This window comes from Marinomonas sp. 63XJN7_9_ISO-PGPR-S23-217 (assembly GCF_056173515.1).
Window position 1 is genome coordinate 658,336 of record NZ_CM149678.1, and the last position, 17,784, is coordinate 676,119.

Genomic DNA, 17,784 nt, shown 5'->3' on the forward strand with positions numbered 1-17,784 from the left:
TGGTACAAAGGTGGTGATTCTAGCGGGATTTGATAACTCAAACCAGTAGCGGGCCCATAGCAATGAGTCCGCCATGCGATGTTGTATTGTTAAGTGCGTTAAAATTGTGCTTGAGAGCTCTTATTTTAATGCATTGATCTTGTGCTTGATCTCTGAAATTTTGTTTTGCATGACTTTTTCTAAGTGCTCAAGCTCGTTAATCAGTTCTTCTCTGGTGATTTTCTCTTCTTTTTGCTTGCCGACAATTTGTTCTAGCTCTTCCATGGCTCTTACGACGATCAGAGAGGGTTCTTGAACTTGTCGATAGGTTTGTTGGCCGCCATCGGCTAAAACCGTTTTGGTAGAACGGCCAAATTTGAATTTTTTACTTTTTGGTAATAAAGAGCCTTTTTCTCGACGATAATAGACTTTTAGCACATCTTGGCTATTCTCGTAGCGCAAAGTAAATTTCTCAATATTCTCCGTACTGCTAATGCCCATGGATTTGAGTGTTGGGTAGCTGTTGCTCATGATAGATTCCTTGTGTATGTTTCTTGCTTAACTCAATTAGTATGGGATTGTTTAAGGAAAAGCAAGGTCTAGTCGTGAGAAAATTGAGCTGACGCAAGGGAGTTTTAGGTTCCCTTGCGTTTTGTGATGCCTCTTGCGATGACTAAGGTGGACAAGGTGGCTGCCATTGTTGATGAGAGTGTTGTCTTTTAGTCGTCTTGTTCCGAGTGATCAATGCCCAGTTCTTTGATTTTTCGAGTGAGAGTATTACGTCCCCAGCCTAGTAATAACGAAGCGTCACGACGACGACCGGCAGTATGCGCTAGGGCGGTTTCGATCATAATGCGTTCGAATTTTGGTACGATGTCATCTAAAATGCCTTTTTGGCCACTTGCTAAGGCACTGTCGACAAAGTTTTTCAGGGCGTCTTCCCAAGAGCCAAAAGGTTGTTCGCTGGGGACTGCAGCCAATAGTTCAGGTGGTAAGTCTTCAACCAGTACTTCTCTACCTGATGCCATGACAATGATCCAGCGGCAGGTATTTTCTAGTTGGCGAACATTACCAGGCCATTCTAAGCGAGTCAGATAGTTCTCTGTTTCTTTGGAGAGAAACTTGGGTTCGACAGACAGTTCTTCCGCTGCTCGACTTAAGAAGTGACGGGCCAGTTTCGGTATGTCCTCACGACGTTCTGCTAATTTGGGTAAGTGAACGCGAATAACATTAAGGCGATGAAATAAATCCTCTCGGAATGAGCCTTTTGTGACCAAACCCTCAAGGTTTTGGTGTGTCGCAGCAATGATTCGTACATCTACTTTGACTGGCGTATGACCACCGACACGATAGAACTCGCCGTCAGCTAACACACGTAACAAACGGGTTTGTGTTTCAGCGGGCATGTCACCAATTTCATCTAAGAAAAGGGTGCCACCATTGGCCTGCTCGAAGCGCCCACGTCGTTGGGTGTTGGCCCCCGTAAAGGCACCTTTTTCATGACCGAATAATTCGGACTCGATTAAATCATGAGGAATGGCTGCCATGTTCAGGGCAATAAAAGGATTAGCAGCACGTGGGCTATGACGATGCAAGGCTTGAGCGACCAATTCTTTACCTGTACCAGACTCCCCATTAATCAATACCGTGATATTGGAGTTTGCTAGACGACCTATGGCGCGGAAGACTTCCTGCATGGCGGGCGCTTCACCGATAATCTCTTTATCAACTTGCGCTTCAATTTCAGCGACTTCTGCTTCATCTAAGTTGGGCATGGACTTACGATGGTGCAAGATGGCGCGCTTAACGAGACTAACCGCTTCTTCTACGTCGAAAGGTTTGGGCAGATACTCAAAGGCGCCACCTTGATAAGACGCCACAGCACTTTCTAAATCTGAATGGGCTGTCATGATGATAACAGGTAAGTAGGGATGCTCTCTTTGTAACTTTTCAAGCAGTGCTAGTCCATCCATACCAGGCATTCGAATATCACTGATGATGGCACTAGGCTGCTCTTGATTGAGCATTTTGACAAGGTTGTCGGCGGAGTCGAAAAGCTGACATTGGATGCCTTCTTGTTCAAGTGTCTTTTCTAAGACCCAGCGTATGGATCTGTCATCGTCGACAATCCATACCGTCTCTTGTTGTGTCATGGGTTCTCCTCCTTATCTTGAGATGCTGTCTCGATAGGTATCAGGACATTAAATTCTGTTCTTTGTGGATGGCTGTTGCATTCGATAATGCCGTTATGTTGATGAACGACCGACTGGGAAATCGAAAGCCCGAGACCCGTTCCGTCAGCACGCCCACTCACCATGGGATAAAAAAGTGTTTTCATAATGTGTTCGGGAATACCTGGGCCATTATCAATAATGCTTACTTTACAGACGAGGCGATGACGCTTGGCTCCGATCGTAAATTGACGAAGGGCGCGAGTGACTATCTTAATTTCTTTATGTTGGTTTTCTTCTTGCTCTAAAAGAACTTGCATGGCGTTACGAGTGACATTGAGCATGGCTTGAATCAATTGGGATTCATCACCAATGATATCGGGAATACTCGGGTCATAGTCACGAATCAACTCAATCTGACCATCTGCTTCCACCAAGATAAGTTGTTTAATTCGCTCCAATACTCGGTGAATATTCAATGGTGCTTTTTGGGGCAGCTGACGTGGTCCGAGCAAACGATCCACTAAGTCCCTAAGCCTATCAGATTCTTCAATAATGACTTGCGTATAGTCTTTTAGCGCTTCATCGGTAAAGGCTCGACTGATCAATTGTGCTGCTCCACGAATACCACCGAGTGGGTTTTTTATCTCGTGGGCTAAGCCACGCACTAATTCTTTACTTGATTGGTGGTTCGCAATCAGCTCGTCTTCTTGGGAGATGCGCTTCATGCGATCCCGAGGGTAAAACTCAATCAGTAGACTGTCCGTAGTATTCATGGTGCCGGTAATTGGCGTCACTGTGTAATCACAGAACAATTTTTTTCCATTAGCGCGTTCGACTTCGGCATCCCGCTTTGTGAAAGGATGGCCTGACTCGATGGCGGCATACAAAGAAGCAATGCTTTCTTCGTTTTCACGAAAAGCTGCTCCGATATCTTGGCCGTAAATACGTCGGCGACTAACTGCCAACAGCATTTCGGCTGCCGGATTTAAATATTCAATCCCGAGCTCGCGGTTAACTTGAACCACGGCGGTCGATAAGTGGTCTATTAATAAGCTATACACTTGGGTGCCTCTCTATTGAATCTTATTATGTGCAAAATACGAACCAACATTGGGCAAATCAATAAGGCCTGTTTATACGGGGTTTGCTGGATAGAGTCTATCTAATTGCACTGTTTTGGTGCTATTAAGGTTGTTTGATTTATTTTAGCGCAAAAAAAAGCCCCGATATAAGGCGAGGCTTTTTACTAAAAATACTGACTTTTTATTGGCTACAATGCTTATACGCTGTAGTAAAGTTCGAACTCAACTGGGTGCGTAGTCATTGATACACGAAGCGCTTCTTGTTTCTTAAGGTCGATATAGGCATCGATCATGTCGTCAGAGAATACGCCACCTTGAGTTAGGAACTCGCGGTCTTCGTCTAGATTGCGTAGAGCTTCTTCTAGGCTGCTACAAACTTGTGGGATCGCCAAAGCTTCTTCTGCTGGAAGGTCATACAAGTCTTTATCGGCAGCATCGCCAGGGTGAATTTTGTTTTTCACACCGTCAAGGCCTGCCATCAACATAGCTGCGAAGGCTAGGTATGGGTTAGCGGTTGGATCAGGGAAGCGAGCTTCGATACGCTTACCTTTAGGGCTAGCAACGTATGGAATACGGATAGAAGCAGAACGGTTACGAGCTGAGTAAGCTAGCATAACTGGGGCTTCGAAGCCTGGAACAAGACGCTTGTAAGAGTTAGTAGAGGCGTTAGTAAACGCATTCAAGGCTTTAGCGTGCTTGATGATACCGCCGATGTAGTAAAGAGCAGTTTCAGAAAGGCCAGCGTATTGGTCACCTGCGAATTGGTTAACGCCATCTTTCCAGAAAGATTGGTGAACGTGCATACCAGAACCGTTATCGCCAACGATTGGTTTAGGCATGAAAGTCGCTGTTTTGCCGTATGCGTGAGCAACGTTATGTACGCAGTACTTAAGGATTTGTACTTCGTCTGCTTTTTTAACCATGGTGTTGAATTTAACACCGATTTCGTTTTGACCAGCCGTCGCTACTTCGTGGTGGTGAACCTCAATAGCTAGGCCCATGGATTCCATTGCGCCACACATTGCACCACGTAGGTCATGGTGAGAATCAACAGGTGGAACAGGGAAGTAGCCGCCTTTCACTGTAGGGCGGTGACCCATGTTGCCGCCTTCGAATTTCTTGTTAGATGCCCAAGCGGCTTCTTCTGCATTGATTTCTACAGAACAACCAGACATGTCTGCTTTCCAGCGAACATCATCAAATACAAAGAACTCTGGCTCTGGACCAAAGAAAGCAGTATCGCCAAGGCCAGTAGATTTTAGAAACTCTTCGGCGCGTAGTGCAACAGAACGAGGGTCACGGTCATAACCTTGCATTGTAGAAGGTTCGATAATGTTACAGCGAACAATGACAGTTGCTTCTTCTGTAAAAGGATCAATTAGGGCTGTATCGTCTTGTGGCATCATGATCATGTCTGATTCGTTGATGCCTTTCCAGCCTGCAATGGATGAACCATCAAACATTTGACCGTTTTCAAAAAACTCTTCGTCGACAGAAGATGCTGGAATAGACACATGCTGCTCTTTACCGCGGAAGTCAGTAAAGCGAAGGTCAACCCACTTCGCGTCGTGCTCAGCAATCAAAGCAAGGGTCTTGTTTGACATAGTTGTTCTCCAATTTTAATTTAAACAAAAAGTATTCGACTTTGTGAAAAAGCGTGCCAGCCGTAAGCACAATGTCCCAATATAAAGCATAACTTATGCCAGAATGTTGGGCATTATAAAAAAACCTTTTAAAACATTGCCTTAAAAAAAAACTCATAAAAAACGCACACTTCTGTGGCCAGCTAAAAGACAATACAATAAATAAATGAACCAATAAAGGGCAATAAAACCTGCGTATGCTTTATATTGGTGCAAAAATGTCGGTTTTCGTTCTCGTCTTCTTTTATTATACTGTGCGCCTTTTTTAACCATCTGGTATGCGTTGCAATTCCTATGAAATTTATTGTTAAGTTCTTCCCTGAAATCACTATCAAAAGTCGTCCAGTGAGAAAGGCGTTTGTAAAGCAACTTCGTCATAATATGAGGTTGGTTCTTAAAAAGCATGATGCTGATGTTGTTGTGGCGGGTAATTGGGATTTCATCGAGGTGCTTTCTGAAAAGGATGAGCTACGTGAGGATTTCACCACAGCTCTGTCTAATATTGCTGGTATCGCGCATTTTCAGTTTGTTCGTGAGTTTTCATTTACAGATCTAGATGACATTGTGGAAGAAGCCATGGTGTCTTATGGCGAAATGTTAAAAGATGCTGTTTTTGCTGTTCGAGTCAAACGAGTTGGTCACCATGATTTTACTTCGGTCGAGGCTGAGCGTTACATTGGCGGCTGTTTAAAAGCGCGTAGCGGCGCCTTAGCGGTGCGTTTGAAAAACCCTGAAGTACTGGTGCCTATCGATATTCGTGATCAGCGCGTGTGGATAATTGAACAGCGTGTAGAGGGCTTGGGTGGATACCCATTGGGTTCCCAGGACTCAGTATTGTCTCTTATGTCTGGGGGATATGATTCCACTGTCAGTTCTTTTATGACAATGAGTCGAGGTCTAAAAACGCACTTTTGCTTTTTCAACCTAGGTGGCGATGCCCACGAAATTGGTGTGAAACAAGTCTCTAACTTTATTTGGGAGAAGTACGGCTCCGGTCTTAATGTTAAATTTGTAACGGTACCTTTTGAAGTAGTGGTGGGGGAGATACTGACCAAGGTTGATAATGCTGAAATGGGGGTTATCCTCAAGCGTATGATGCTAAGAGCGGCTTCTAAGGTAATGGAAGGTGTAGGGGCGAAAGCGCTGGTAACCGGCGAGAGTGTCGCGCAAGTCTCTAGTCAAACATTAATAAATTTGAAAGTCATCGATCAAGTGACAGACGAATTGGTGCTTCGTCCGCTGATTACCACTAATAAACAGGCTATTATCGATAAAGCCATTGAGATTGGCACCGCGCCTTTTGCGGCCAGTATGCCAGAATTCTGTGGTGTGATTTCCGTCAACCCGACTACTCGTGCCCGTATGCACCGAGTAGAACGCGAAGAAAGTAAATTTGATTTTGCGGTGCTGGAAAAAGCGGTGGAAGAGGCTCAAGTTATGTCTATCCAAAATGTAATGGATGATGTAGCAAAACAATATCAAGGCGAGGTTCCAGTCGTCCGTATGCCTGTCGGCGATGAAGTAATAGTGGATATTCGTCATCCGGATGAAGCGGCGAAGCGTCCTTTGAAAGTCAGTGGTCGTCCGGTTAAAGTGATTCCTTTTTTTGCGTTAGAGTCTAGCTGGCATGATTTAGACCAAGAGACAATGCACCTGTTATATTGTGGTAAAGGTGTCATGAGTCGTATCCATGCGTCTTATTTGTTGGGTAAAGGTCGAACTAACGTAGGTATTTATTTGCCTTAACTCCCTCTTAATATGAGATTAGCCCAGCAATGGGCTGTCTAGTATTTATATCAATGAGCCTCCAATAGGTATTTTGTCCTGCTTATTTGATAAATTGCAGGGGCTGAATAAACAGTAATCACACTGACATAAAAGTGATGCAAAATGGTCACAATAGGTTTGAGATAGAATTAATTTTTATTTCACACGGATTGTGTCTTAGAAACGAGTATTTTATTGCGCGCAGATTGGCCTCGATTAATTATTGTGACTTTTTTTGTCTCTTTAATGGGATATTGATCAATATAAGGGTACAATTGCGCGAATTTTACCCCGCACCAAGATCCGACGCGCTTGAATAGCATAATAGCCCAAGCCAAGCGGCGGTGTATCTTCTTGCTTACGCTAAATGCAGAGAACTATAAATGTCTAATGATATCAGAAAGTTACGTAACGTAGCTATTATCGCCCACGTTGACCATGGTAAAACAACTTTGGTTGACCAACTTCTAAGTCAATCTGGTACGCTCGATCGTAAAGACCTTGGTTCAGAACGAATCATGGACTCCAATGATCAAGAGAAAGAACGTGGTATTACCATTTTGGCGAAAAATACGTCAATTATGTGGAACGATTACCGTATCAATATCGTAGATACACCTGGACACGCCGACTTCGGTGGTGAAGTAGAGCGTGTATTGTCGATGGTGGACTCTGTGTTGTTGTTGGTTGACGCGGTTGATGGTCCAATGCCACAAACCCGCTTCGTTACTTCAAAAGCGTTCGAACGTGGTCTTCGTCCAATTGTTGTTATTAACAAAATTGACCGTCCTGGTGCTCGTCCTGATTGGGTTATGGATCAAGTGTTTGATTTGTTCGACAGCCTTGGTGCAACTGAAGATCAACTAGATTTCCCTGTTATTTATGCGTCTGCTATCAATGGTATTTCTGGTAATGATCCAGAAAACATGGCAGAAGACATGACACCGCTTTACCAAATGATTGTGGACAGTGTGCCTGTGCCAGACGTTGACCCAGAAGGGATGTTCCAAATGCAGGTGTCTGCATTGGATTACGATTCCTACGTTGGCGTTATCGGTATCGGTCGTATCACACGCGGTAGTTTGTCTCCGAACCAACAAGTAGTGGTTAAGTCTGCTGATGGCAAAGAGCGTAAAGGTAAAGTCTTGAATGTTAAGGGGTATCACGGTCTAGCGCGTGTTGATACAGACAAAGCCGCTGCTGGTGATATCGTTTGTATTACAGGTATTGATGGACTAAGTATTTCTGACACATTATGTAACCCAGAGTGTGTTGAAGCTTTGCCTGCATTGACGGTAGATGAGCCAACCGTCAGCATGACCTTCATGGTGAACGATTCTCCGTTTGCTGGTAAAGAAGGTAAGTTTGTGACTTCTCGTAATATCAAAGACCGTTTGGATCAAGAGTTGATTCACAACGTGGCTTTGCGTGTTAGCCAAGGCGATGCGCCAGATAAGTTTATTGTCTCTGGTCGTGGTGAGCTTCATCTTTCTGTATTGATCGAAAATATGCGTCGTGAAGGCTTTGAGATGGGGGTTTCTCGTCCTGAAGTCGTTCAAAAGGAAGTGGATGGTAAAATTCACGAACCTTATGAGCAAGTAGTTATCGATGTGGAAGAACAACATCAAGGTTCGATCATGGAAGAGCTTGGCTTGCGTAAAGCTGAGTTAACTAACATGGAGCCAGATGGTAAAGGTCGTGTACGTCTTGAGTTTATGTCTCCTTCTCGTGGCTTGATTGGTTTCCGTGGCTTGTTCCTCACACTTACTTCTGGCTCAGGTATCATGACAAGTGTATTTGACCATTATGGTCCAGTAAAAGAAGGGGATGTTGGGGGACGCCAGAACGGTGTATTGATCAGTATGGTGACGGGTAAAACCGCTGCATTTGCTTTGTTTAACTTGCAAAGTCGTGGTCGCTTGTTCTTAGGACATGCAGTTGAAGTATATGAAGGTCAAGTTATTGGTCTTCATTCACGAGATAATGACTTAACTGTTAACCCAGTTAAAGGTAAGCAGTTAACGAACATGCGAGCCTCTGGTACAGATGAAGCTTTGACCTTGACGCCACCGATTCGTCATACCCTAGAGCAAGCGCTTGAGTTTATCGAAGACGACGAATTGGTAGAAGTAACGCCGGAAAGTATTCGTATTCGTAAGAAGTTGTTAACTGAAAACGAGCGTAAACGCGCTGGTCGTAAGTAAAAATAGCTTAAGCAAATAGCTCTAAAAGAGCTGTTGAAATAGAGCAGCAGCAAATGGGTTTATGCAAATAAATCTGTGAGCGAGCAGAAGCGCCTTCGGGCGCTCAGACTGCTGATAAAGTCCTCGCCATTCGGCGGGGATTTTTTATAATAACGGCATGCTTAAAGAACGCCCTCAAACCCAGTCTACTTTAGAGTTTGTTTCCATCGACGAGCTCGTCCCCAGTGATCACTTGCTTCGCAAGATTGATCGAATTATTGATTTTTCCTTTCTACATGATCTTGTGAAGGATTTTTATTGCGCGGATAACGGTCGTCCCGCTCTCGATCCTACTCTCATGTTTAAGTTGCTATTTATTGGCTACCTTTTTGGTATTCGTAGTGAACGTCAGTTGATTAGAGAGGTTCAAGTTAATGTCGCTTATCGTTGGTTCTTAGGTTTAGGCCTGACTGACAAAATTCCCGATGCTTCCACTTTGAGTGCAAACCGCACACGTCGTTTTAAGGAATCCGATATCTATCAAAAGATCTTTGATGAGATCGTACTCCAGGCTATAAAACACAAGTTAGTTGGCGGAAACACCTTTTATACGGACTCCACACACCTTAAAGCCAATGCGAACAAAAAGCATTTTGAAAAAGTAGTGGTTGAACAGTCCCGACAGGCGTATATGGATGAGCTCGATAAGGCCGTTGAGGAGGATCGACTCGTTCATGGAAAAAAGCCTTTACCACCTGAAAAAAACAAGGTGGAGAGTCGTGAAATCAAGCAGAGTACGACGGATCCAGAGAGTGGCTATATGGTACGAGATACTAAGCCCAAAGGGTTCTTCTACTTAGATCACCGAACGGTTGATGCACGTTGCAACATTATTACTGACGTACACGTCACCGCAGGCAATGTCCACGATGCTGTCCCTTATTTAGAGCGATTGGACCGAATCAAAGAACGCTTTAAGCTTTTCATCACATCGGTCGGAGTCGATGCGGGGTACTTTACCTCGGCAGTTTGTCATGGGTTAGAAGAACGACATATCTATGCCGTGATGGGCTATCGTCGTCCTAATCACAAGAAAGGCTTCTTCTATAAACGCGAATACAAGTACGACAGGGAACAAGATGTCTACTTCTGTCCGCAAGGTGAAAAACTCATTTACAAAACCACTTCTCGAGAAGGTTACCGTCACTACGACTCAGATAGCCTGATCTGCGCGAACTGCCCAGAAAAGCACCGCTGCACCACAAACAAAAAATCGGTCAAAACCATTACGCGTCATGTTTGGGAAGATAGCAAAGAACGCATCAATGCCCATCGGCTAACCCCATTAGGCAAAGTCATTTATGCCAGACGAAAGGAAACCGTGGAACGAAGTTTTGCCGACGCAAAAGAGCTGCATGGCTATCGATATGCACGATTTCGAGGAACAGATAAAGTAGCTTCTCAATGTCTATTAACGGCAGCCGCCCAAAATATGAAAAAGATAGCCTTAATGCTTAGCTAGAGGCTTTTATTTGTTCAAAAAAATGACGAAATCGATAGTCAGAGCCTTAATAAAAGGCCTCAAAGAGCTCTAAGTAACTAATGAGATATCTTGAGTCACTTAGGAAGGAATGTGAGCAAAAGACTCAGAAAAATAAAACCCCAGCAAAAAACTGGGGTTTATCAGTAACCTGAGCGCCTTCGGGCGCTTTTGTTTTTTGTTTGCCCAGCGAAGCTGGCAAACCCATCAGGTTGAAAGAAACCTGTCTCACCCCGACTGGGGGGAAGAGAATCCGAATCGCAAGGGCGTTGCTGGCCAACGGCAGGGTTTGAAGGAAGCGATAGGAAGTTAACAGTACACAACGCAAGTGAACCTGCTTCGGCAGTTTAGGTGGGTAAGCGTGCAAAATAGCGCAAAGTCCGATACTCAGTCAGACCTAGGCTGTGTTTGAGGGTGGCATTGTTAACAGGGGGTCAGTGCAGTAACTGGGGAAGCCTGGCATCGAATCCTGTCTTGAACTGGAAGCGTGCGTTCGAGGTGTGAGCTAAGGCGTGTGTTGGTGTGAGGTGGCAGATGAACCCGTAGTAGTGAGTAAGGCTAGGCCTGAGAAAGCCAGTAATGGTGTGGAGGATAAAACCAAGCCGACTATCAGCAATATGTCTGATAGGGTTAATTTTAGCCAAAAGCTTTAATTGATTGCGAAGGGGGAAGTAAAGGTTAAGTCTGTGATGAGCAGATGTTTTTTTTTAGTGGTACACGAACTGATGAATCATTGGGGTCTTCCTGCGTGGTGATCTGTGGAAGCAGAAAACTGGAGTTGGAAACCGTACGAGGGAGTAGATCTGATACCGTTTAGTAAATTGCCATTGAGCTAGAAGGCTAAACCTCAGAACGAAATAGACCGACATGAACAAGAAACATTTAGCCCCCACGCAGCGCACAACCCAAGAGAAGAAGCGTCGAGTTTATTACAGCGTGTATGGTCACTTGCTGAGCAAGGAGAGACTGTACAAAGGCTTCAAAAAGGTGTGGAAAGCAAAAGGCGCGGCAGGCATAGATAAGCAGAGCCTGAGTGACTTCGCCTCGAAGTTGAGTGATGAACTGGATCAACTTCTTCTTGAACTGAAAACCAAGCAATATCACCCCCAACCAGTCAGACGGGTAGAGATCCCCAAAGCGGACGGAGGAGTGCGATTGCTAGGGATCCCGACGGTTCGGGATCGAGTCGTTCAACAAACCCTAACCGATGTCCTTACGCCCATCTTTGAAGAACAGTTCCATCCCTCGAGTTTTGGTTATCGACCAAAACGAAGCTGTCACGATGCGATCAACAAAGCCACGATGTTTATGCGCCGTTACGGTTTAAACCATGTGGTGGATATGGATCTATCAAAGTGCTTTGATCGTCTGGATCATGGCTTAATTTTAAAAAGCCTGAGAAAACGAATCGCAGACGGCAGTGTGTTGAAGCTGATAGAACAGTTCTTAAAAAGTGGCGTAATGGTTGGTACGGATTGGCAGGAAACAGAGCAAGGTAGTCCGCAAGGAGGGGTGATCAGCCCCTTGATAGCGAACGTGTACTTGGACGAATTTGACCAACAAATGCGTCAACGAGGTCATCGAATCGTACGCTATGCGGATGACATCCTGATTCTGTGTCGTAGCCGAGCGGGTGCAGAGAATGCACGAGTACAGGCGGCGATAATCTTGGAGAAACAGCTCAAGCTCAAAGTGAACGAAGAAAAGACCCACCTTACGCACAGTCGTGAGGGGGTGAAGTTTTTAGGCGTGGAGATCGGAAACCGATATACCCGAATCCAAACCAAGAAACTGTGCTTGTTCAAACAAAGGCTTAAGCAGTTGACCAAACGCAATGGTGGAAAACCGTTGAATGAGGTTATCAAACAGCTGAACCCGCTATTAAGAGGGTTTAGTCAGTACTTCAGGATTGCCAATGCGAGTGGTGAATTCAAGAAAATTGCCCAATGGCTAAGGAGACGACTGCGCAGTATACAACTAAAATTATGGAAGAAGCCTAAACGGCTGCACCGAAGGCTCAAGCAACTGGGCTACAAGCCGCCGTTTAAGTACATATCGATGACCAGTTGGAGAAATGCAGCGAGTCCATTAGCCAGTCAAGCGATGCCAAACAGCTGGTTCGAAGAGCTGGAGTTGGTAAATCTTGAAAAAGTGAAGGCGGGGTATGTGTTCAGTGAACATGCTGAATGGACGTTTACATGAGCCGTATACGAGGCCCGTACGTACGGTTCTGTGAGAGGGATGAGGCGGCAACGCCTCACCCTACTCGATCTAGACTTTGTTAAAGTCATACGACTCATTTAGTGGGGCGGAACTAGGAAGGAAAGTATGAAAGTATTAGTGCAAAGGGCGTTAAATGCCAAAGTGGTGGTTGAGGGTGAAACGGTAGGTGCCATTGACCGCGGGCAGCTCGTATTGGTAGGAATTGAAAAAGGCGATACAGAAGCAGATACCCAAAGGTTGGCCGATAAACTGTTGAAATATCGTATGTTTAGCGATGGTGATGGCAAGATGAATCTGAATGTTCAGCAGGTGGGTGGTGGCGTGTTGCTGGTATCGCAATTTACTTTAGCGGCTGAAACTAAGAAGGGATTACGACCAGGTTTTTCCACAGCCGCTGTGCCTACAGAAGGGGAGCGTTTGTTTAATGATTTTGTGGAAAAAGTGCGCGCCCAGTATGATCGTGTTGAGACTGGGCGCTTTGGCGCGGATATGAAAGTGTCTTTTACCAATGATGGCCCTGTCACTTTTTTATTGAATTAAGTATTTATGCTCGATTGACCGTTAAGAATTAACCATTCAGCGCTTGATATACATGATAAGCACTGACCACATCGGCAAGGGCTGTACCAACCGATTTAAACAAAGTAATTTGGCTATTGCTCTTTCGTCCTTGTGCCTTGCCTGAACAGAGCTCTGCCAACTCGCCTTTGATGTGTGATTCATTAATGCTGCCTTCTTTGAGTGGAATCAAAATCTCTCCTGCCTCGTTTAAGACATTTAATCGGCTATCAACTATCACATGGGACATTTTTATAGTGGCCGTATCGCATTCTCGACAGCTAGCGTGATGATTTCCCACTAAATCAATGTGTGTACCTGCCGCCAGATGCACACTTTTAAACAGAGGAGTAGGGCTGCCTGTGGCACAGCTAATGATGTCCGCTTGAGTGATAACATCCTCAATATTATCGCAGATATTGACGTTGAGGTCGGGGCGTGCGGCTTGAATAAGGGCTTGCACCTTGCTGCTCTTTTCTTGTGAGCGGCCATGGATGAAAATATGCTGGATGGGGCGAACGCTGGCATGTGCTAACGCCATATAAGGCGCGAGTTCGCCTGTTCCGAAGAGCAAAAGTGTGCTGGCATCTTTGCGGGCCAGTATGCTGGAGGCTAATGCCGATACAGCAGCGGTTCGCCAATAGGTTAAACTGGTGCCATCGACCAGCGCGATGGGGCTCCCCGTCTCTCTGTCGAATAGCAAGACCTGAGCTGCCACGGTTAAACGGCCTTGGTTGGGGTTGTCGGGATAGTGGGTGAAAGATTTAACACCGATGACATCCTTTGTCCAAGCCGGTAAAACGGCAAAGGTGTCATGCTTTTCGGTTGTACCGCCAGGAAGTGGGTAGACGTGTCGTTGTGGCATGCCAAACTCGCTGCGAAAGGCGAGCGCCAGAGCGGGAATCAATTCTTCGAAGGATAATGTTTGCTGAACTTCTTCGGCCCCAATGATTTTCATGTCGCTTCCTTAGTTTGACTGTGCAACGTACAGAGTAAAGAAGAGCGGGCTAAAGGTCTAGGTTCTTCGTGCAAAGGGTAAAAAGAACGCTGGTAGGCATTCTAGTTCACCCTATTGATAGGTCCTTTAAGGCTTAATTGGTCTCCGTTGCTTCTTCTGATTCATCTTCAGCAACGACTTTGACCGTGCGACCTGCTAATAATCCCATTTCAAATAGCATCCACATTGGTACCGCTAATAATGTCTGAGAGAAAATATCAGGTGGTGTCAGTAGCATGCCAATCACAAAGCAGGCAAGAATGATATAAGGGCGTTTTTTGGAGAGACTTTCGACGGTTGTGATACCTGCTTTGATGAGCAAATAGGTTGCCACAGGGATCTCAAAGGTGATGCCAAAGGCAAAAAAGAGCTTCAAAACAAAGTTCAGGTAGTTGTTAATGTCCGTCATGACTCGAACGTCGCTTGGCCCAACGGAGGTAAAGAAGCCAAAGATTAACGGCAATACCACGTAGTAGGCAAAGAGAACGCCTGCATAGAATAAGATGACGCTAGAAATTAGCAGTGGAATAGCAACGGTTTTTTCATTCTTATAAAGTGCGGGAGCAATAAAAGACCACGCCTGATATAAGGTAAAGGGAATAGAAATTAACACAGAGATGGCAAAGGTCAGCTTGAGCGGTGCGAGAAAAGGAGAAGCGACCTCGGTTGCAATCAGTGTGCTTCCTTTAGGAAGAAGCATACGTAGCGGTTCGGATACGATTAAGTACAGGTCATTGGCGAAGTAATATAGGCCAAGGAAAATAATCAATATCACCACGATGGACTTAAGTAGGCGATTACGTAGCTCAAGTAAATGAGCGACCAGCGGTGCTTGATCGTGAGAATCTGTGCTCATAAAGGGTATACAATCCGCAAGTTAATTAAGAACGAGTTGACTCTGTGGTATCGGCTTTTTCTCTTGTGTTGACTGTTGAAGAATGAGCCTCTTTTAATATTGAATCATCCTGTTGTTCTTCTACCGTCGATGGAGAGGCAGCAGACTTCACAGAAGCTTGGTCGTTAAAGCCTGACTCTGGCTCTGTTTTGGCTTCTTCTGTTTTGGTATCTGTATTTTGCGCTGTCACGGCACTTTCTTGAAGGGGCACTTTGTCCTCCTCTGGCGTGACTTTTACTTTTGGAGGAGCACTTTCTTCTATCGGCAATTTGTCAGCTGAAAGAATGGCGTTTTGAACGTCCTGACCCTCTTTTAAAATGCGCTGATTGTTTTGTTCTATCTTGCGAGCAAGTTCTTCCTGATCAAGCTGGGCATTAATCTCGCGCTGGACGGCATTAATGCTGCGTCGTATTTTACGAATCCACAAGCCTGCTGTTTTTGCTGCTATAGGCAGTCGCTCGGGGCCAAGAACAATCAAGGCCACGACGAATATCACCAGTAACTCAGAAAAACCAATATCGAACAAGGTTAGGCGCTCTTATCGTCTTTTTTGACTTCGGATTCAATGACTTTGCTTTGTGTTTGCTTGTCGTTTTCATCCTCTTCTTTGTTAACGGCTTCTTTAAAGCCCTTAACAGCGCTACCTAGATCGGAGCCTAGATTTTTCAGTTTTTTAGTGCCGAAGATCAGTACTAAAATTGCTAAGACAATCAGTAATTGCCAAATACTAACACCACCTAACATTTCTTACTCCTAATTGCGATTGGCCTTTTCTTCTAAGCCGGATAAATCAAAGCGTCGTGCGAGCTCATCTAAAATGGCATCCGGCCCTAAATCCAAGTGAGATAGCATGACAAGGGTGTGAAACCATAGATCGGCCGTTTCATAGATAAGGTCACTTTTATCTCCCGAAAGAGCTGCGTCTTTCGCGGCGATAATGGTTTCTGTGCTTTCTTCACCGACCTTCTCAAGGATCTTATTTAACCCCTTAGCATGAAGGCTGGCAACATAAGATGAGTCCGCGTTAGCAGATTTCCGTTGTTCTAGTGTTACTGCAAGTTCTGCCAGTACGTTGGTGCTCATTATAGCCTCTTGAATGTTACGGTTTTAATACTAACAAGTATAGCCCCGCAGCAAACAGTAGCATACTGAATATATCTGCGGTTTGTAATCTTTGCAATGACTCTGGATCAGATATAAACCAAGCTGCTCCTAAACTGACCAGTCCTAGTAGCTTGAATGGTAGGCCACGATTGGCTTGGTTCACTTCTTTTGTGAGAGCTTCTATCGCTTGGGTTTGTTGCGTCATGAGTTCTTCTTGCTTGGAAATCTGTGTTAAAGCAGAAAAAACAAGATTTGGTAACTTCGGAAATTGACCCGCCCACTCTGGAGCTTGTTTGCGAACTTCTTCCATCACACGTTTCGGGCCCATTTGCTCACGCATCCAGCGCTCCAAAAATGGTTTGGCTGTCACCCAAAGATCTAAATCAGGATAAAGTTGTCGGCCTAACCCTTCAATGTTGAGTAGGGTTTTTTCCAATAGTACTAATTGAGGCTGGACCTCCATATTAAAGCGGCGAGCCGTCTGAAATAAACCGATGAGTACTTGGCCAAAAGAAATGTCTTTAAGGGGTTTGGCAAACATGGGTTCGCAGACACTGCGAATGGCCGATTCAAAAGCGTGAACAGGGGTTTCTTTTGGAACCCAGCCACTTTCAACGTGTAGCTGTGCCACCATGCGGTAATCCCGTTGAAAAAAGGCTAATAAATTACGTGCCAAATAGTTTTTATCAGCATCGTCTAGGCTGCCCATGATCGCACAGTCAATGGCAATATACTTGGGTTGTAACGGATTAGTGGCATCGACAAAAATATTACCAGGGTGCATGTCGGCATGGAAAAAACTGTGCGAAAAGACTTGCGTGAAGAAGATCTCGACACCACGTTCAGCAAGCGATTTCATGTCGACATCTGCTTCATTGAGAGCACGAATGTCTGCCACTGGAATACCGGAAATACGCTCCATGACCATGACATTTTTATGGCAATAATCCCAATAGACTTGAGGCACGTAAAGCAAATCGGAATCCGTAAAATTACGCTGTAACAAGCCTGTATTGGCGGCTTCTTTTGCTAAGTCTAACTCGTCTAAAATGGTGTACTCGTAATCGGTGACTACTTCAACTGGGCGTAAACGTCGTCCATCGGAACTGCTTTTCGCGATAAAGTGGGCAAGCGCATAAAGCAATCTAATGTCTTGGCGAATGGTGTTTTCAATGCCTGGACGGATGACTTTAACGACGACGTCTTCACCGGAATGCAGTTTGGCGGTATGCACTTGCGCGATGGAAGCGGATGCTAAGGGCTCTGCCGAAAACTCAGCAAACAGTTCGCTAACAGGCGCTTTTAAATCTCTTTCAATGATGCTTTGGGCTAGCTGCCCAGAAAAAGCGGGAACCTTATCTTGTAAGCGTGCCAACTCATCGGCTAAATCATCGTCGAGTAAATCGCGTCGCGTCGACAGAATTTGCCCAAACTTAACAAAAATGGGGCCTAGAGACTCTAAGGCCAGACGCAAGCGTTCTCCACGGTTTCTGATCGCCCGCTGGCGCCCTAAAGAGAAAAAAGGGCCAATGCTATAACGAAGATACCAAGGTAACTTATCGAATGGGATAAGGGCGTCAAGACGGAAGCGCAACACAGTGAGAATGATGCGAGTTAAACGAAAGGCGCTTCTGAACAT

Annotated in this window: 15 protein-coding genes; 5 read left to right on the top strand and 10 right to left on the bottom strand. The window is 45.1% G+C overall.

Going from position 1 to position 17,784, the window contains the following annotated elements:
• Window positions 1–120 precede the first annotated feature (120 nt).
• The 4 genes from AC0VYI_RS03015 to glnA form a co-directional block, all read right to left on the bottom strand.
• Window positions 121–510 (bottom strand): DUF3461 family protein, encoded by a 390-nt coding sequence (locus AC0VYI_RS03015; RefSeq protein ID WP_475447246.1) that lies wholly within the window; start codon window positions 508–510, stop codon window positions 121–123.
• A gap of 188 nt (window positions 511–698) precedes the next feature.
• Entirely contained in the window at window positions 699–2,132 is a 1,434-nt protein-coding gene (ntrC, locus tag AC0VYI_RS03020; protein WP_475447248.1) for a nitrogen regulation protein NR(I), read from the bottom strand.
• Window positions 2,129–3,214, bottom strand: coding sequence for a nitrogen regulation protein NR(II) (gene glnL, locus AC0VYI_RS03025; protein ID WP_199477429.1), 1,086 nt, complete (start codon window positions 3,212–3,214; stop codon window positions 2,129–2,131). Before glnL ends, ntrC begins: the two co-directional genes overlap by 4 nt.
• Before the next feature lie 218 nt (window positions 3,215–3,432).
• Window positions 3,433–4,839 (bottom strand): glutamate--ammonia ligase, encoded by a 1,407-nt coding sequence (gene glnA / locus AC0VYI_RS03030; RefSeq protein WP_199477428.1) that lies wholly within the window; start codon window positions 4,837–4,839, stop codon window positions 3,433–3,435.
• Between the two features lie 333 nt (window positions 4,840–5,172).
• Here glnA and thiI point away from each other — a divergent pair, with 333 nt between their 5' ends.
• The 5 genes from thiI (at window position 5,173) to dtd (ending at window position 13,131) form a co-directional block, all read left to right on the top strand.
• Window positions 5,173–6,624, top strand: a complete 1,452-nt coding sequence (thiI, locus tag AC0VYI_RS03035; protein WP_475447250.1) for a tRNA uracil 4-sulfurtransferase ThiI — start codon at window positions 5,173–5,175, stop codon at window positions 6,622–6,624.
• A gap of 404 nt (window positions 6,625–7,028) precedes the next feature.
• Window positions 7,029–8,849 (top strand): translational GTPase TypA, encoded by a 1,821-nt coding sequence (gene typA / locus AC0VYI_RS03040; protein ID WP_199477426.1) that lies wholly within the window; start codon window positions 7,029–7,031, stop codon window positions 8,847–8,849.
• A 157-nt stretch (window positions 8,850–9,006) separates the two neighbouring features.
• Complete coding sequence (locus AC0VYI_RS03045) at window positions 9,007–10,350, top strand: IS1182 family transposase (RefSeq protein ID WP_475443365.1); 1,344 nt, start codon at window positions 9,007–9,009, stop codon at window positions 10,348–10,350.
• An 885-nt stretch (window positions 10,351–11,235) separates the two neighbouring features.
• A complete protein-coding gene (gene ltrA, locus AC0VYI_RS03050; protein WP_475447253.1) occupies window positions 11,236–12,570 on the top strand; it encodes a group II intron reverse transcriptase/maturase in 1,335 nt (444 codons plus the stop codon).
• A gap of 126 nt (window positions 12,571–12,696) precedes the next feature.
• Window positions 12,697–13,131, top strand: coding sequence for a D-aminoacyl-tRNA deacylase (dtd, locus tag AC0VYI_RS03055; RefSeq protein WP_475447255.1), 435 nt, complete (start codon window positions 12,697–12,699; stop codon window positions 13,129–13,131).
• A gap of 28 nt (window positions 13,132–13,159) precedes the next feature.
• Here dtd and lhpI read toward each other — a convergent pair whose 3' ends face one another.
• From lhpI to ubiB, 6 genes are all read right to left on the bottom strand, one after another.
• Window positions 13,160–14,107, bottom strand: coding sequence for a bifunctional Delta(1)-pyrroline-2-carboxylate/Delta(1)-piperideine-2-carboxylate reductase (lhpI, locus tag AC0VYI_RS03060; RefSeq protein WP_199477424.1), 948 nt, complete (start codon window positions 14,105–14,107; stop codon window positions 13,160–13,162).
• Between the two features lie 133 nt (window positions 14,108–14,240).
• Window positions 14,241–15,002: a twin-arginine translocase subunit TatC gene (gene tatC / locus AC0VYI_RS03065; protein ID WP_475447257.1), complete on the bottom strand. Its 762-nt coding sequence runs from the start codon at window positions 15,000–15,002 to the stop codon at window positions 14,241–14,243.
• 25 nt (window positions 15,003–15,027) lie between these two features.
• Window positions 15,028–15,567: a Sec-independent protein translocase protein TatB gene (gene tatB / locus AC0VYI_RS03070; RefSeq protein ID WP_475447259.1), complete on the bottom strand. Its 540-nt coding sequence runs from the start codon at window positions 15,565–15,567 to the stop codon at window positions 15,028–15,030.
• A 2-nt stretch (window positions 15,568–15,569) separates the two neighbouring features.
• A complete protein-coding gene (tatA, locus tag AC0VYI_RS03075; RefSeq protein WP_199477422.1) occupies window positions 15,570–15,785 on the bottom strand; it encodes a Sec-independent protein translocase subunit TatA in 216 nt (71 codons plus the stop codon).
• 9 nt (window positions 15,786–15,794) lie between these two features.
• Complete coding sequence (locus AC0VYI_RS03080) at window positions 15,795–16,124, bottom strand: phosphoribosyl-ATP diphosphatase (protein ID WP_199477421.1); 330 nt, start codon at window positions 16,122–16,124, stop codon at window positions 15,795–15,797.
• Window positions 16,125–16,140: 16 nt separating this feature from the next.
• Window positions 16,141–17,784 (bottom strand): ubiquinone biosynthesis regulatory protein kinase UbiB, encoded by a 1,644-nt coding sequence (gene ubiB, locus AC0VYI_RS03085; protein ID WP_199477420.1) that lies wholly within the window; start codon window positions 17,782–17,784, stop codon window positions 16,141–16,143.

Coding starts and splice junctions, on each gene's coding strand:
- AC0VYI_RS03015 (WP_475447246.1), bottom strand. CDS start 510: ATGAGCAACAGCTACCCAACACTCAAATCCATGGGCATTAGCAGTACG.
- ntrC (WP_475447248.1), bottom strand. CDS start 2,132: ATGACACAACAAGAGACGGTATGGATTGTCGACGATGACAGATCCATA.
- glnA (WP_199477428.1), bottom strand. CDS start 4,839: ATGTCAAACAAGACCCTTGCTTTGATTGCTGAGCACGACGCGAAGTGG.
- thiI (WP_475447250.1), top strand. CDS start 5,173: ATGAAATTTATTGTTAAGTTCTTCCCTGAAATCACTATCAAAAGTCGT.
- typA (WP_199477426.1), top strand. CDS start 7,029: ATGTCTAATGATATCAGAAAGTTACGTAACGTAGCTATTATCGCCCAC.
- AC0VYI_RS03045 (WP_475443365.1), top strand. CDS start 9,007: ATGCTTAAAGAACGCCCTCAAACCCAGTCTACTTTAGAGTTTGTTTCC.
- ltrA (WP_475447253.1), top strand. CDS start 11,236: ATGAACAAGAAACATTTAGCCCCCACGCAGCGCACAACCCAAGAGAAG.
- dtd (WP_475447255.1), top strand. CDS start 12,697: ATGAAAGTATTAGTGCAAAGGGCGTTAAATGCCAAAGTGGTGGTTGAG.
- lhpI (WP_199477424.1), bottom strand. CDS start 14,107: ATGAAAATCATTGGGGCCGAAGAAGTTCAGCAAACATTATCCTTCGAA.
- tatC (WP_475447257.1), bottom strand. CDS start 15,002: ATGAGCACAGATTCTCACGATCAAGCACCGCTGGTCGCTCATTTACTT.
- tatA (WP_199477422.1), bottom strand. CDS start 15,785: ATGTTAGGTGGTGTTAGTATTTGGCAATTACTGATTGTCTTAGCAATT.
- AC0VYI_RS03080 (WP_199477421.1), bottom strand. CDS start 16,124: ATGAGCACCAACGTACTGGCAGAACTTGCAGTAACACTAGAACAACGG.
- ubiB (WP_199477420.1), bottom strand. CDS start 17,784: ATGTTCAGAAGCGCCTTTCGTTTAACTCGCATCATTCTCACTGTGTTG.